Origin of the sequence: Corallococcus sicarius (assembly GCF_003611735.1) — a bacterium.
GTDB classification, from domain to species: domain Bacteria; phylum Myxococcota; class Myxococcia; order Myxococcales; family Myxococcaceae; genus Corallococcus; species Corallococcus sicarius.
Genome location: NZ_RAWG01000271.1, coordinates 1 through 13274 on the forward strand (window position 1 = coordinate 1; position 13274 = coordinate 13274).

General features: G+C 73.0%; 12 protein-coding genes. 3 read left to right on the forward strand and 9 right to left on the reverse strand.

Translation table 11 applies throughout. The features are described from left to right. Positions 1 to 797 (reverse strand): M48 family metallopeptidase (locus tag D7X12_RS31365; RefSeq protein WP_147443857.1); only part of this gene is annotated, 797 nt, incomplete at its 3' end. 135 nt (positions 798 to 932) lie between these two features. Here D7X12_RS31365 and D7X12_RS31370 point away from each other — a divergent pair. From D7X12_RS31370 to D7X12_RS31380, 3 genes are all read left to right on the forward strand, one after another. Then, positions 933 to 2366: a sensor histidine kinase gene (locus D7X12_RS31370; RefSeq protein WP_120628920.1), complete on the forward strand. Its 1434-nt coding sequence runs from the start codon at positions 933 to 935 to the stop codon at positions 2364 to 2366. Between the two features lie 128 nt (positions 2367 to 2494). Continuing rightward, positions 2495 to 2860, forward strand: coding sequence for a DNA-binding response regulator (locus D7X12_RS31375; RefSeq protein ID WP_120628927.1), 366 nt, complete (start codon positions 2495 to 2497; stop codon positions 2858 to 2860). Beyond that, positions 2853 to 3359, forward strand: a complete 507-nt coding sequence (locus D7X12_RS31380) for a DUF6232 family protein (protein WP_147443858.1) — start codon at positions 2853 to 2855, stop codon at positions 3357 to 3359. The genes D7X12_RS31375 and D7X12_RS31380 overlap by 8 nt, the downstream gene beginning before the upstream one ends. Here D7X12_RS31380 and D7X12_RS31385 read toward each other — a convergent pair. From D7X12_RS31385 to D7X12_RS31420, 8 genes are all read right to left on the reverse strand, one after another. Continuing rightward, a complete protein-coding gene (locus D7X12_RS31385) occupies positions 3310 to 4344 on the reverse strand; it encodes an LLM class flavin-dependent oxidoreductase (protein WP_120628922.1) in 1035 nt (344 codons plus the stop codon). The genes D7X12_RS31380 and D7X12_RS31385 overlap by 50 nt on opposite strands. 91 nt (positions 4345 to 4435) lie before the next feature. Further along, complete coding sequence (locus tag D7X12_RS31390) at positions 4436 to 6223, reverse strand: GGDEF domain-containing response regulator (RefSeq protein WP_120628923.1); 1788 nt, start codon at positions 6221 to 6223, stop codon at positions 4436 to 4438. Positions 6224 to 6343: 120 nt separating this feature from the next. Beyond that, positions 6344 to 7687 carry a CHASE2 domain-containing protein gene (locus D7X12_RS31395; RefSeq protein ID WP_244224888.1) on the reverse strand — a complete coding sequence of 448 codons (1344 nt, stop codon included), beginning with the start codon at positions 7685 to 7687 and terminating at the stop codon, positions 6344 to 6346. 31 nt (positions 7688 to 7718) lie between these two features. Further along, the gene (locus D7X12_RS31400; protein ID WP_244224889.1) at positions 7719 to 8900 is read right to left on the reverse strand and encodes a FecR family protein; all 1182 of its coding nucleotides are present in this window, start codon (positions 8898 to 8900) and stop codon (positions 7719 to 7721) included. Further along, positions 8897 to 10753, reverse strand: coding sequence for an OmpA family protein (locus tag D7X12_RS31405; protein WP_244224890.1), 1857 nt, complete (start codon positions 10751 to 10753; stop codon positions 8897 to 8899). Before D7X12_RS31405 ends, D7X12_RS31400 begins: the two co-directional genes overlap by 4 nt. Positions 10754 to 10773: 20 nt before the next feature. Further along, positions 10774 to 11202: a response regulator gene (locus D7X12_RS31410; RefSeq protein WP_244224891.1), complete on the reverse strand. Its 429-nt coding sequence runs from the start codon at positions 11200 to 11202 to the stop codon at positions 10774 to 10776. A gap of 117 nt (positions 11203 to 11319) precedes the next feature. Continuing rightward, positions 11320 to 11733 (reverse strand): response regulator transcription factor, encoded by a 414-nt coding sequence (locus D7X12_RS31415; RefSeq protein WP_158620155.1) that lies wholly within the window; start codon positions 11731 to 11733, stop codon positions 11320 to 11322. Positions 11734 to 11907: 174 nt separating this feature from the next. Then, positions 11908 to 13274: sigma-54-dependent transcriptional regulator (locus D7X12_RS31420; protein ID WP_244224892.1), on the reverse strand; the 1367-nt coding region annotated here is incomplete at its 5' end.

The following is a 13274-nucleotide window of genomic DNA, read 5'->3' on the forward strand; positions in this document are numbered from 1 at the left end:
GGGTGGAAGCGGGAGCCCCGGTGGTGGGGGCGGCGGAGGATGGCCTTCGCGCGCCGCGCATGCTGTTCGGCCGCCACGCTCCGGAGCCGGTGGATGCGCTCGTCGAGGACCGCCTCCGAAGTCCCGTCCGCGGCGGGCGCCGTGAAGGGGAGGCCCACGTCAGAGAGGAGGGCAGGCCCGCTCCAGGTGGCGCGGTCCTTCAAACGGGTCAGCAGGGCGGCGAGGTGGTTGGCCTCCCCCAGGATGGTGGCGGCGACCCTGTCGGCGACGAAGTCCCGCTCGGCCGGGGTCCCCACCCGCTGTACCGCCCTGGCGACCCACCCGAAGCGCGACGTGACCCGCGCGGTCATCGCGGCCAGCGCCGCGACGAGCGTGGCCCGGCGCGTGTGGCCCCGGGAGATGTGCGCGAGCTCGTGCGCGAGCAGGGCGCAGAGCTCCGCCTCATCCAGCTCGTCGAGCGCGGCGCTCGTCAGGATGAGGTGGGCGGCCTGGGGGGCCGCGCCAAGCGAGAAGGCGTTCGGCTGCTCGCGCTGCATCACGTAGAGGCAGGGCCGGGGGACCTTCGCGGCGATGCTGAGATGGGCCAGCAACGTGTGCAGCCGGGGCGCCTCCTCGAAGTGGAGCCGGCGCGCGCCATGGCAACGGAGCACGAAGGCGTCCATGCGCGTGTAGAGCCAGCGCCCGAACCCTGCCAGGACCATGAGGGCCGACACGCCGTGCAGGCCCTCCACGGTGAGCATCAACCCCAGCAGCGAGGCCGTGAACGAAGCGACGTCGAAGGGGGTCCACATGGGCATGCTCCTTCCTGGCAGGGGGTGATGAAGACACTCAGGATTCAACACCGCGCGCGCCGTGCGTCATCCCGGCCGACCAGGCGCCAGGCCGCTTTCGGGGCCGGGTGGCTTGACGTGTGGCAGGGGCGGGCCCATCGAATGAAGATGCCCTCCGCGTTGCCACGCCGGACCGACGCGTCCTGGAAGCTGCTCGTCCTCGCCTTCGCCGCAGTTGTAGGGAGCTTCTTCGCGACGGGCGTCGTCGTGCAGCGCTCCTCCGCGGCGGTGGGCGTGCTGTCCGAGGACATCATCTACAACTCGGCGCCGAGCATCGAACACCTGGCGCTCGTCCGCAGGTCCGTCCTCGAGGTCGAGCTGGTGCTCGCGCGGTTCCTCAACGAGCCCCCGCGCCGGCCCGAGCTGGCGCGGGAGCTGGACGAAGCCCTGGCCCGTGCCCGGCGGGGCCTGAGCGGGTACATGGCGCTGACGGCCTTCCCCGGCGAAGAGCCGGTGCGGATGGACATCCAGGAGTCCTGGCTGCACTTCGACAACGCCGTCACGCGCGCGCGCACCGTCGCGGAGTCGAACGCGGAGGCCGGAACGGGGGCGCTGTTCGATCAGGAGATTGAACCGCCAGGACGAGTCCTGCTGGAGGACATCACGCGCGCCATCGAAACCAACGCGGTCCGTGGCCGGGAGCTGGCGGAGCGCATCCGGGAGACGCGCCGGAGGACCCTGTGGCTCGCGGTGGGCCTCGACGGGCTCTGCGGCATCCTGGCCGCGGTCGTGGCGTGGCTGCTCCACCGCGAGCTCCAGGTCCGGCGTGCGCTGAGCGAAGCGCACACGAAGTTCCTCGAAACGCGCGCCGAGGAGCTGGAGCAGTTCGCGGGGCGCGTCGCGCACGACATCCGCAACCCGCTGTCATCGGCGCGGATGGCCGCGGAGCTGGCCTTGCGGAAGAGTCCGGACGACGCGGCCCGCGCGCCCGTCCGGCGCATCATCCGGAGCCTGTCGCGCGCGGATGCCATCACGGGCGCGCTCCTCGACTTCGCGCGCTCCGGCGCGAGGCCGGACCCGGGGGCCCGCACCGAACCGCGGGCGGCGATCGCGGACCTGCTGGCCGGCTTCGAGGCGGAGGCGGAGCAGGCCGACATCGAGCTGTCCTGCGAGCCCGTGCCGCCCGTCCTGGTCGCGTGCAGCACCGGCGTCTACCTGAGCCTGCTCGGCAACCTCGTCCGCAACGCCATCAAGTACATGGGCGATACGCCCACCCGGCGCATCACCCTCCAGGTGGTGGAGGAGGGCGACATGATCCGCACGGACATCCGCGACACGGGCCCGGGCATCGCCCCGGAGAACCTGCCCTCGCTGTTCGAACCGTACTTCCGCGCGCACGGCACCGTCGCGGAGGGGCTCGGGCTGGGGCTCGCGACCGTCAAGAAGCTGGCAGAAGGGCACGGGGGGCGCGTGGGCGTCACCTCCGAGCGGGGGAAGGGCAGCACGTTCTGGTTCGAGCTGCCGCGCGCGGGCTCGCCGTGGGAGACGGCCCCGGTGCCGACGCCCGCAGCTCACGAGTCCGTTCATCAACACTAGCGGCGCGCCAACAGCCCGGTCTGGCAATCCGCCACGGCGTCCTGGCGGATTGCCACGGTCCAGTGGCGCTCACCCTGCGGCCCCCGGGGACGCTGTTCGCGGCATGGTCGTTGCTGTGGTGTGGGGACGTGGCGTCCCTGCGCACAACCCGGGCCTTGCTGCTCGGTGCGGATGAGTCCCTGGCATCGTTGCTGGCCGACGTGCTGGGCGACCTGGGCATCGCCCTGTTCCTGGATGCGGCGGACGCCGCGGGGCCGGACCTGGTGCTCGCGCACGTGGAGCGCGGCGAGGCCATCCTCCCCATCCTGACGCGCGCGCGGGCCTGCGCCGCCGCGGTGCCCATCCTCGTCCTCTTGCCCTTCGCGGACGAGCGCCTGGTGTCGCGCGCCCTGTGTCAGGGGGCCCGGGCATGTTTCGCCCTGGGCCGTCCGCTCGATGAGCTTCGCACCCTGCTGCGCACGCAATTTCCCTCGTTGGAGACCACCCATGGGTGAACCAATGGCCGTCGTCACCGTGCTGCACCCCGTCGCCCCCTTGCGTGAAGTGGAGCGCCGCCCCGTGCCCGCGCCGGAGCCGGTGGAGCCCGGCGAGCGCCCGCTCTTCCAGGCAGGCCAGGTCCGCGTCACCCCCGAGCACCTGACGGTGGGCGGCCGGGCCTGGGCGCTGCGCGACGTGCTCCAGGTGGAGACGGTGCGGCGCACGCCGAAGCTGTGGCCGTGGCTGCTCGCGGTGGGGCTGGGCGCGGCGGTGGGACTGCCGCTCCTGTCCTGGCTGTCCGTCACCGTCCCGGCGATGCAGGGCGCCTATGAAGTGGGGCTCGTCCTCGCCTCCGTGGGCCTGTTCTCCTCCATCGCCGCGCTGCTGCTGGTGGAGGACACCCACTACCTGGTGCTGGGCCTGCCGGGGGGCGCGCGTCGCGTCTTCGGCAGCCGCGACGCGCAGCTCATCGCGCGGCTTGCGGGGACGGTGCGTCAGGCGCGTCCGCGCGCGTAAGGCTGTCGCGCACCTGGGCGACGAGCTCGAAGGAGCGCAGCCGCGCGGTGTGGTCGTGGATCTGCGCGGTCACCATCAGCTCGTCGGCGCCCGTCTGGGCGATGAGCGACTGGAGCCCCTCGCGCACCGTGTCGGGTGAGCCCACCACGGTGCACGCCAGCATGTGGTCGATCTCCGCCAGCTCCATCTCGTTGATCTGCCCGTCCAGGCTGTCCACCGGCGGCTGGAGCAGGCCCGGCCGGCCCCGGCGCAGGTTGAGGAAGGCCTGGATCAGCGAGGTGAAGAGGCGCTGGCCCTCCGCGTCCGTGTCCGCGGCGAAGACGTTGACGCCAATCATCGCGTACGGCTTCTGGAGCACGTCCGACGGGCGGAACTGGCTGCGGTACAGCCGCAGCGCGCTCATCAGCTGCGCGGGCGCGAAGTGCGACGCGAAGGCGAACGGCAGGCCCATGGCCGCCGCGAGCTGGGCGCTGAAGGTGCTGGAGCCCAGAAGCCACAGCGGGACGTGGAGCCCCGCGCCCGGCACCGCGCGCACGGCCTGGCCCGGCACGGCATCCTTGAAGTAGCCCTGCAGCTCCGCCACGTCCTGCGGGAAGGTGTCCGCGGAGCCCGCGAGGGTGCGGCGCAGGGCGGCGGCGGTGCGTTGATCCGTCCCGGGCGCGCGGCCCAGCCCCAGGTCGATGCGGCCGGGATGGAGCGTCTCCAGGGTGCCGAACTGTTCGGCGATGACGAGCGGCGCGTGGTTGGGCAGCATGATGCCGCCCGCGCCCACGCGAATCTTGGACGTGCCCCCCGCGACGTGCGCGATGACCACGGACGTGGCCGCGCTCGCGATGCCCGTCATGTTGTGGTGCTCCGCCAGCCAGAAGCGCCGGTAGCCCCAGGCCTCCGCGTGGCGGGCCAGGTCCAGGGTGCAGCGGAGGGCCAGCCCCGGGTCGCCCCCGGCGACGACGGGGGAGAGGTCGAGTACGGAGAAGGGAATCATTTCCCCCTTCGATAGCCGGACCCTTCCGGTTTTTCACGCCATTGACGCTCCCGGCCCGCCGGAAGCGGCCTGGCGAGCGGGGGCCCAGCGATTAGACGGGCTTGAGGACGGGCTTCGCGCGGGTGAGCGCGGCCCAGGCGCGGGCCAGCGTGCCGTGGGGATCCTCCTCACCCTGCACCGTCACCGCGACGGACACGCGCTCGGGATTGCCGGGCGTGTCGTGGAACTGCTGGCGCACGGCCTCCGCGCCCACCGCGTCCGCGCCGGGCAGCGCGAGCAGGAACGTGTCACCCGTCCAGCGCACCGCGAACCCCGGCGGGGGACACAGCCCGTCCGCGAGCCGGGCCAGCTCCCGCAGCGCCACGTCCCCGGCGTCGAAGCCGCGCGTGCGGTTCAGCGCGCCCAGCTCCACCAGGTCCACCAGCACCAGGCTGAAGGGCAGCCCTTCGCGGCGGCAGCGGCCAATCTCCTTGAACACCCGCTCCTCGCCCACGCGCCGGGTGTCCAGGCCCGTCAGCGCATCCTGGCGCAGCAGCCCCTCGCGTTCGGCCTTCAGGTCGCCGCCGACGCGCAGGTCCGTCAGCGACAAGAGCTGCGCGACCCCGCCCGGCACCACGAAGGGACGCGCCACCCAGCGCACCACGCGCGGCCGGGGCCGCTCCAGCGTGAGCGTCAGGTGCAGCCCGCGCGACGCCTCCGCCGCCAGGTCCAGTTGCCGGAGCGCGCCGCCGGGGTCCGAGGTGAGGCTCGCGACGTGCTGGCACAGCGAGTCGAAGGCCATGCCCGACAGGCGCTCCTCGGGCAGCCCCAGCAGCTCCGCCAGCGCGGTGTTGGCGGCGTAGGGCTTGCGGCCCGGGGCGACCACCAGCACCGGCACGTCCAGGGCGCGCACCGCTTCGCGCACGAGGGCCAGGGCGCTCGCCGCGGTGAGCACCGGCTCCGACTGGCCACCGCCGCGCGGCGCGAGCGAGCGGACCCGGGTGTTCGACGTGGTGGCTTCCAGGCTCTCCGCCACGCGGCCCGCCAGCTCCCGCAGCGCCGCGAGGTCCTCCGCGCCCAGCATCAACGGGCGCGTGTCGATGATGCACAGCGAGCCCAGCACGTCGCCGCTGGCGGTGATGAGCGGCGCGCCCGCGTAGCTGCCGACGATGCCGTCGCGCACGAGCGGGTTGTCGCGGAACACCGGGTGGCGCGTGGCGTCCGGCACCACCATGGCCTCGCGGCCCTGCACCACGTGGTGGCAGAAGGCCCAGTCGCGCGGCGTGCCCCGTTCCTTCGCGAGCGAGCCCTTCAGGCCCACGTGGGCCTTGAACCACTGGCGGTCCCCCAGCACCAACGTCAGGAGCGCGACCGGCACCCCGAAGGCCTGCGCCACCTCGGAGACCAGCTCCTGCAAGCGCGCGTCGGGAGGCCCCGGGTCCACCAGCTTCAGCTCGTCGACGCGCTGCAGCCGCCGCCGCTCGTCCTCGGCGGTGGACTCCAGCAGGGCGCCGCCCGCGAGCTGTCCCGCGAGCGCGCGCCGGACGCCGTCGCGCATCGCCTCCGGGTCCGCGCGCCGGCTCAGGAGCGCGTGGATGCCCAGCGCGTCCTTGAGCTGCCACGCGCGCACGCGCAGCTCGTCGAAGGCCGTCACCACCACCACCGCCGTGCCCCCCGCGTCCGAGCGTCCCCGCAGCCAGGCGAGCAACGCGAACCCATCCACCCTCGGCAGCGCCAGGTCCGTCACCAGCAGCGCCGGGGCTCCGCGCTGCCGCACCTGCTCCTGGGCCTCCGCGCCGTCGCGCGCCACCGTGCCCTCCAGGCCTTCCTGGGCCGCGAGCGCGAGCAGGCTCGCGGCACGGTGGGGATCGGGTTCGGCGATGAGGGCGTAGCGGGCCATGGCTCGCGGCCCATGGTGCCATGGCTCTGCCTGCTGCGTGTACCCGCGGTGCCCCCTCGTGGGATGTCCTGCCAGGGAGTGGGCCGGCAGGCGTTGGGGCTCCTGGGGCAAGGCCCCGGGTCACCCGAGGGGGGATCGCCCGAACAGACGCTTGAGGGCGTCGCGCTGACGCTGGAGGTCCTCCGTGCGCGCGACGGACTCCGCGAGCGTCACGAGCACGAGCCCGACGGCTCCGGGCAGGAAGGGCACCACCCAGCCGGGATCCACCAGCAGCCAGCCCACGAAGGCGGTGTGCGCGACGAGCAGCAGCGCGGCCTGGCCCACCACCGCGCCGAGCGTCCTCGCGCGCCCCCGCCGCCACAGCAGCACGGCCAGGAGCACCGCGGTCTCCAGCACGCCCGTGAGCGCTGCCCATCCCGTGGAGCGCAGCACCAGGCCGGAGCGCAGGTTGTCCAGCGCGAACGCGTGGATCTCCACGCCCGGCACCGCGAGCTGGCCGGGCAGGGTGCTCTGGCCATGCAACCCGGTGGCGGTGACGCCCACGAAGACGGTCTTCTGCCGCAGCGCCAGGTCCAACCCCACGGACGACGGCCCCGCGGACAGCACGTCCGCCAGGCTCACGCGCGGCAACCAGTCCGACGAGGGCAGTCGCATCAGGGGGGCCCCATCATCGGTGGCCGCCACGCGCAGCAGCGCCTCGGACTGCTCCGGCCACAGGCGCAGCGCGGTCGCCAGCGCGAGCGAGGGCCACGCGCGCCCGCCCACCTCCACCGCGTAGGGGTAGCGGCGGATGACGCCGTCCGCGTCCACCAGCACGTTCAGCGTCCCACTGCCCCAGGCCGTCAGGCGCAGCGGCGCCAGGTTCAGGGTCAGCCCCTTCGCCTTCAGGCGCAGCCCTTCCGCGGGCAGGTTCACCGGGGCCAGCGAGTCTCCGTCGCCAGGGAGCGCGCCGTCGTGGTCCCACAGCGCCATGCTGCCCAGCAGGACGGTGCCCAGCCCGGAGAAGGCCTCCGCGAGCCGCGCGTCTCCATCCCTGGCGTGCAGCCGCGCCTCCAGGTCCGTGGCCAGCTTCGCGCCCTCGGCCGTGTCCGCGAGCCCCGATGTGCGCAGTTGCTCCAGCACGTCCTCGCCCAGGTCCAGCGCGTCGCGGGGCTCCGGCTGGTCGAAGAGGACGTCCACCACCACCGCGGAAGGGTGGTGCGCCTCCAGCGCGTGGAAGGCCCGGGCCCAGGTGGCGCGCGACAGCGGCCAGCGCTCCCCCAGCGCCGCGAGCGCGCGGTCGTCCACTTCCACCAACACCAGGTCCCCGGTGGGGGGCAGCGGGGACAGGAGCCGGCTCACCGTGAAGTCATACAGGGCGCGCTCGCCCGGGCCCGGCGCGCCGCCCATCACCGCCGAGCCCACCGCGAGCAGCAGCCCCACGGCAGCGCCCAGCCCCCGCAGCACGGCGGGGGAGGACAGCAAGGGCAGGAGACCACGGGCAGGCGGCGTCATCTCACCCCGAGACATCGAAGCTGAAGATCTTCGACGGGAAGCCTACGAAGCCATCCGCGTCCACCGCCAGCACCCGCCAGAACCACTTGCCCGCGCCTGGCGTCACACCCTTGAGGCCCGGTGTGGCCGACTCGTGGACCTCTACGTCCCCCGCGAAGTCCGCGGAGGTCGCCACCTCCACCCGGTACGTCTTCGCTCCGGGCACCGCCTGCCACACGAAGGCGGGGGCCTTCGGGTACACGCCGCCGCGCGGCTGCTCCAGCACCGGGGCCGCCAGCAGCGCGCGGGGGGCCTCCGGAGCCTGGGCCGGCTTCGCCCGCGAGCCCTGGCCCGCGCCCACGTCCACCGAGCCACGCTCCACCACGCCCAGGGCCACCTTGCCCTCCAGCGTCTCCACGCGGCTCGTGCCGTCCTCCTGCTGCACCACGCGGAAGCGCGTGCCACGCACTCCGGCCACCGCGCCGCGCGTGCGCACCTCGAAGACGGAGCCCGCGCCGCCGGGTGCCGCCTCCGTCTCCACCGTGCCGCGCACCAGCTCCAACAGCACCTTGCGCTGACGCTCGGCCGTCAGCTCCAGCAGGCCCAGGCGCACCGCGCTCCCGGGAGACAGATGCACGCCGCTGCCGTCCGCGAGCGACAGCTCCGCTCGGCCATCGCGGCCCGTCACCACGAGGTCGCCCGCGTACAGCGAGTCACCCACCGCACGTGGCTTCAGCTGCGCTTCGTCGGGACCCACGGACACCTGCCCGCTGGCTTTGCGGATCCGCGCCACCGCGGGCTGCGCAGGCCGCTCCACGTAGGCAAGCTGCAACTGGCCCGGTGTGTTGGGGACGCCTGGGGGCGCGACGAAGGACACCCGGGTGCGGGGGAGGCCGGCGCTCACCAGCACCTCCGCGGCCGCCTTCGCCACCGCCAGCCCCTTGCCCTCCAGCCGCTCCGCGTCCGGCAGCTTCGCGGCCACGGTGAGGCTCCGGATGGCGGGGCGGGCCTTCACCGCCTCCGCCACCTCGCGCAGGCAGGCCTCTGTCTGGGGGCCGCCAGGCGCCAGGGGGCGGCCCGTCGTCAGCCGCCCGTGGTCGAACGTCAGCCCACCGCAGGAGCCGTCCGCCTCCGCCGCGAAACCCACGACGGGCGACGTCAGCAGCGACAGGGTCAGCAGCAGCGGCGTGGTGCTTCCCCTCACGGCGTCACTCCTTCCGCCGAGCCGGCGGTCTTCAGGATGTTGAACTCCACGCGGCGGTTGTTCTCCCGGCCGTGTGACGTGGCGTTGGTGTCCACCGGCTGCGTCTCACCGTAGCCCGCGGCCTCCAGGCGCGCGTCCTCGATGCCGCCCTTCACCAGCCAGGCGCGTACGTTGTTCGCGCGCCGCTGCGACAGGTCCAGGTTCTTCGCGTCGACACCCTGGCTGTCCGTGTGGCCCTCCACGCGCACCCGCTCCAGCTCCGGGTGCGTCCGCAGGATGGCGACCACCTGCTGCAACAGCCCGAAGGACTTCGGCAGGATGACGTCCTGGCCGGTGGCGAAATACACCTTGTCCAGGATGACGATGCGCGAGCCCTCCAGGCGCACCTTCGACTCGCCCTTGTCCGGGCACCCGTCGTCGTCCTTCACGCCGTTGATGACCTCCGCCTCCAGCGGGCACGTGTCCGCCGCGTCCGCGATGCCGTCCAGGTCGTTGTCCGGCTCCGGGCATCCGTCCGCGTCCTCGAAGCCGTCCACGTCCTCCGGCGCCGCCGCGCAGCGGTCCTCCGTGTCCGGGAGGCCATCGTCGTCCAGGTCCGCGGGCGCGGGCGGTAGCGAGAGTGCGGGCGCGGGCGCGGCGCCGGCCGGCGTCGCTTCCGGCACCGTGTCCGGGCAGCCGTCGTCGTCGTGATCGCCGTTCACCGTCTCCGGCTCCGTGGGGCAGGTGTCCTGCACATCGGGCAGGCCGTCGCGGTCGTCGTCCGGGTCGAGACAGCCGTCTTCATCCTGGAAGCCGTCGAAGTCCTCCGGGCCCTGAGCGCAGGTGGGGGCCGCCTGGGGCTTCGGGCCTCCCGGCGTGAAGTGGAGGCCCGCGAGGATGCGGAACGCGGGCGTGCCGTAGCCGAGCGTCAGGCCCGGGCCCGCGCCCACGTGCGCGGCGAGCCCGTTGGCGAAGCGGTACTTCACCGCGCCCAGGACCTCCAGGGGGAACTCCTCCTCGTTGGACTCCTTCAGGCCCACCGCGCCCGCGAGCGTGGCCTCGGCGGACAGCGCCTGTGTGAGCGGCACCTCCGCGCCCACTCCGAACGCAAGCTCGTTGCCCACCCGCAGGTTGCGCAGCTGCTCCGTCTTGCGCAGGTTGACGCCCACGTTGGCGAGGAGCCGCAGCGACGACGTGGCCCACTCGGCGGCCACGCGCGGCTGGAGCGTGGGCCCGCCCGCGCCCACGAAGTTCTCACCGCCCGCCGTGGGCAGGGTGAAGGGCGCCAGCACCGCGAGATTCAGCGTGCCCCGCGACAGGAGCGCGAGCTTCGGCACCACGCGCAGGTCGCCCACGCCCGTCGTGCCCACGCCGTTCACGAACTGCTCCGACACGGGGCCCGCGGGCTGTGAGCCGGTGGTCGTCACCGGCAGCACCACGCCCACCTCCAGCCGTTCGAAGAGGGACACCGAGCCCATCAGGTCCAGGGAAAGCTGCCGCTCCACGATGCGGTAGATGAACGCGTCCTCGCGCGGGTCGTAGACGTTGAGCGGAGACTGCGCGTGGTTGAGCGACGCACCCAGGTTCCACCTCAGGTGCGGCGCGACGCGGGCGCTGTTCAGCCCGAGCACGTCGTACGCGCCCGGCCCCGGCTTGTACTGCTGCACGTCGATGCCCTGCGACACCGTGGCCTGGGCCTCCGCCCGGGACGCGGCGCCGAGCCCCAGGCCCACCATCGCCACCATCGCGAGCCATCGGCCCGTGACGACACGGCGGCGCCGGCCGAGGGACGGCACGGCCCGCGGCGCCCTGCCGCGCATGAGGTGGTGGGATTCCCTGAAGGTCGCGGTGAGGGAGTCGGAGGTGCGTGACATGGGGACCTTCGGTGACGGCATCAGCGGGTTTCAGCGGGCGACAGCAGCTGTGAGACGTGCTCGGCCAGGGCCGGCAGGGACTGGGGCTTGCTCAGCACCAGGTCCACCCCGAGCTCCCGGGCGCGCTGGCCCAGCTCCGGGGTGGCGAACGCCGTCATCAGCACCATGCGCGTGGCGGGGGCGGCCGCACGCAGGCGCTCGGCGATGATGAGGCCCTCCTCGGACTGCGTACCGCTCAGGCGCAGGTCGCTGATGACCAGGTCGTAGCGACCATGTGTCACCCGCTCCAGCGCCTCGGCCAGGTCCGTGGCGGAGTCGACCGAATAACCCGCGCTCGAGAAGAAGCGGCCCAGGACCCAGCACAGCACCGTCTCGTCATCGATGATCAGCAGGTTCCGGGGCACGGAGTTCCGCAAGAGCAAGGCCAGGGCCAGTCTTCGGACGCCCAAGACGCCCCGTCCTTTCGGACACTTGCGGAGTCAGCCCCGGCGACGGGTCGGGTTTTTTCCAGGTTCCGGATCCATTTTCCGGAATCCGGACCGCCCGACACCCACATCTTCCGGGGGCTACTCCCGCATCAGGGCGGGTTCCCGCTGATCCTCGTTGGCCGCGCCGGGGATGAGCGCGGACAGGTGCAGCAGCAGCACCGGCATCAGCTGCGGCTTGGGCAGCAGCTTGGTGACGCCGCTCGCCCACGCCAGGTGCCGCACCTCGTCCAGGGGCAGGGCCGTCATCAGCAGGATGGGGACCTGCGAGTCCTGCTGGCGCAGCTCGCGCGCGAAGGTCATCCCTTCATCCAGCCCGGTCCGGCCAAAGGGATGATCAATCAGGACCGCGTCGAACAGGTTCGTGTCCAGCAGGCTTCGCGCCTGCACGTCCGTGCGAGCGGTGAGGACGGTGAAGCCCGCGGCGGTCAGGTGACGCGCCGTCGCCCCACGAACCGGGGGCTTCGAATCGAGGAGGAGGATTTTACCGTGCATGCTGCAATTCATTGCAGCGGGTGTGCCACGCCTCCCGCGGTGCGCCAATCCCAGTCAATGCGCGGGATTGGCGCTTCAGGGAGGCGTTGACGACCCTTGCGGATTCCAGCTTCTGGAACAGGCTCCAGAATCCGGAAAGGAGCCCACGCCCTCCGAACAGGCGCTGCACGTCTGTCAGGAATTGCGGCTCTGCCAGCCCTTGAGCTTCGCGTAGAGCGAGCTGCGGGAGATGCCCAGCTTCGTCGCCGCGCGCTCCACGTGGCCGCTCTCGCGCGCCATCACCCGTTCGATGTGGCGGCGCTCCAGCTCCTCCAACGTGAGGTCGTCTCCCAGGGGCTCGTCCGGGGGAGCGGCCTCGAAGCGCAGGTCGCCCCTGGACAGGCGGCTTGCGCCGGACAGGAGCACCGCGCGCTCCAACACGTTGCGCAGCTCGCGGATGTTGCCCGGCCAGCCGTAGGCCATCAGGGCCTTCTCCGCGTCGGGCTCCAGCGCCACCTGGCCCCGGCCGCGCGCGCCGCCCATCTCCGCGAGGAAGTGGCGCGCGAGCACCGGCACGTCCTCGGCGCGCTCGCGCAGGGCGGGCACGTGGAGGATGAGGGTGCTGATGCGGAAGTACAGGTCGCTGCGGAAGCGCTTCTCCCGCGCGGCCAGCGACAGGTCCTGGTGCGTGGCGGCCACGAGCCGCACGTCCACGCGCCGGTCCTTCACGTCGCCCAGGCGCCGGAAGCGCTGCTCCTCCAGCACCTTGAGCAGCTTGGGCTGGACGGCCACGTCCATGTCGCCAATCTCATCCAGGAACAGGGTGCCCCGGTCCGCCACCTCCAGCAGCCCCTGCTTGGCGGCCACCGCGCTGGTGAACGCGCCCTTCTCATGGCCGAACAGCTCCGAGTCCAGCAGGTCCTTGGACAGCGCGGCGCAGTTGAGGTCCACGAAGGGCGCCTCCTTGCGCGGGCCCCCTTCGTGCAACCAGCGCGCGAGCACGCTCTTGCCGCTGCCCGTCTCCCCGGTGACGAGCACCGGGCTGTCCGCGTCGCGAATGCGCTCCGCCTGGCCGCGCAGGGCCTGGATGGCCGCGCTGGTGCCCAGGAAGGGATCCACCCGCGAGCGCTCCGTGCGCGAGCGGTCCGCCGCGTGCCGCTGTCGCTCACGCCGCTGGGCGACCAGCCGCTCCAGCACCACCTTGAGCACCGCCAGCTCCACGGGCTTGGTGAGGAACTGCTCCGCGCCCTCCTTCACCGCCTGGACCGCCAGTTCGATGGAGCCATGGCCGGTGAGCACCACCAGCGGCACCGCCGCGTCGATCTCCTTCAGCCGAGGGAGCAGCTCCATCGCGGTGCCGTCGGGCAGGCGGTAGTCGATGACGGCCACGTCGGGCCGGTGGGAGCGGAAGCCCTCCTGGGCCTCGGCCACGCTGGTGGCCTCGTCCACGTCGAACCCGTGCTGGGTCAGGTAGCCCTTCATGCCCAGGCGGACGCCGGGCTCGTCGTCCACGAGCAGGATGCGGGTGCGGGTCATGACGCTTGCGCTCGCGGGTGGGGGCC

Coding starts and splice junctions, on each gene's coding strand:
- D7X12_RS31370 (WP_120628920.1), top strand. CDS start 933: ATGAAGATGCCCTCCGCGTTGCCACGCCGGACCGACGCGTCCTGGAAG.
- D7X12_RS31380 (WP_147443858.1), top strand. CDS start 2,853: ATGGGTGAACCAATGGCCGTCGTCACCGTGCTGCACCCCGTCGCCCCC.
- D7X12_RS31385 (WP_120628922.1), bottom strand. CDS start 4,344: ATGATTCCCTTCTCCGTACTCGACCTCTCCCCCGTCGTCGCCGGGGGC.
- D7X12_RS31390 (WP_120628923.1), bottom strand. CDS start 6,223: ATGGCCCGCTACGCCCTCATCGCCGAACCCGATCCCCACCGTGCCGCG.
- D7X12_RS31405 (WP_244224890.1), bottom strand. CDS start 10,753: ATGTCACGCACCTCCGACTCCCTCACCGCGACCTTCAGGGAATCCCAC.
- D7X12_RS31415 (WP_158620155.1), bottom strand. CDS start 11,733: ATGCACGGTAAAATCCTCCTCCTCGATTCGAAGCCCCCGGTTCGTGGG.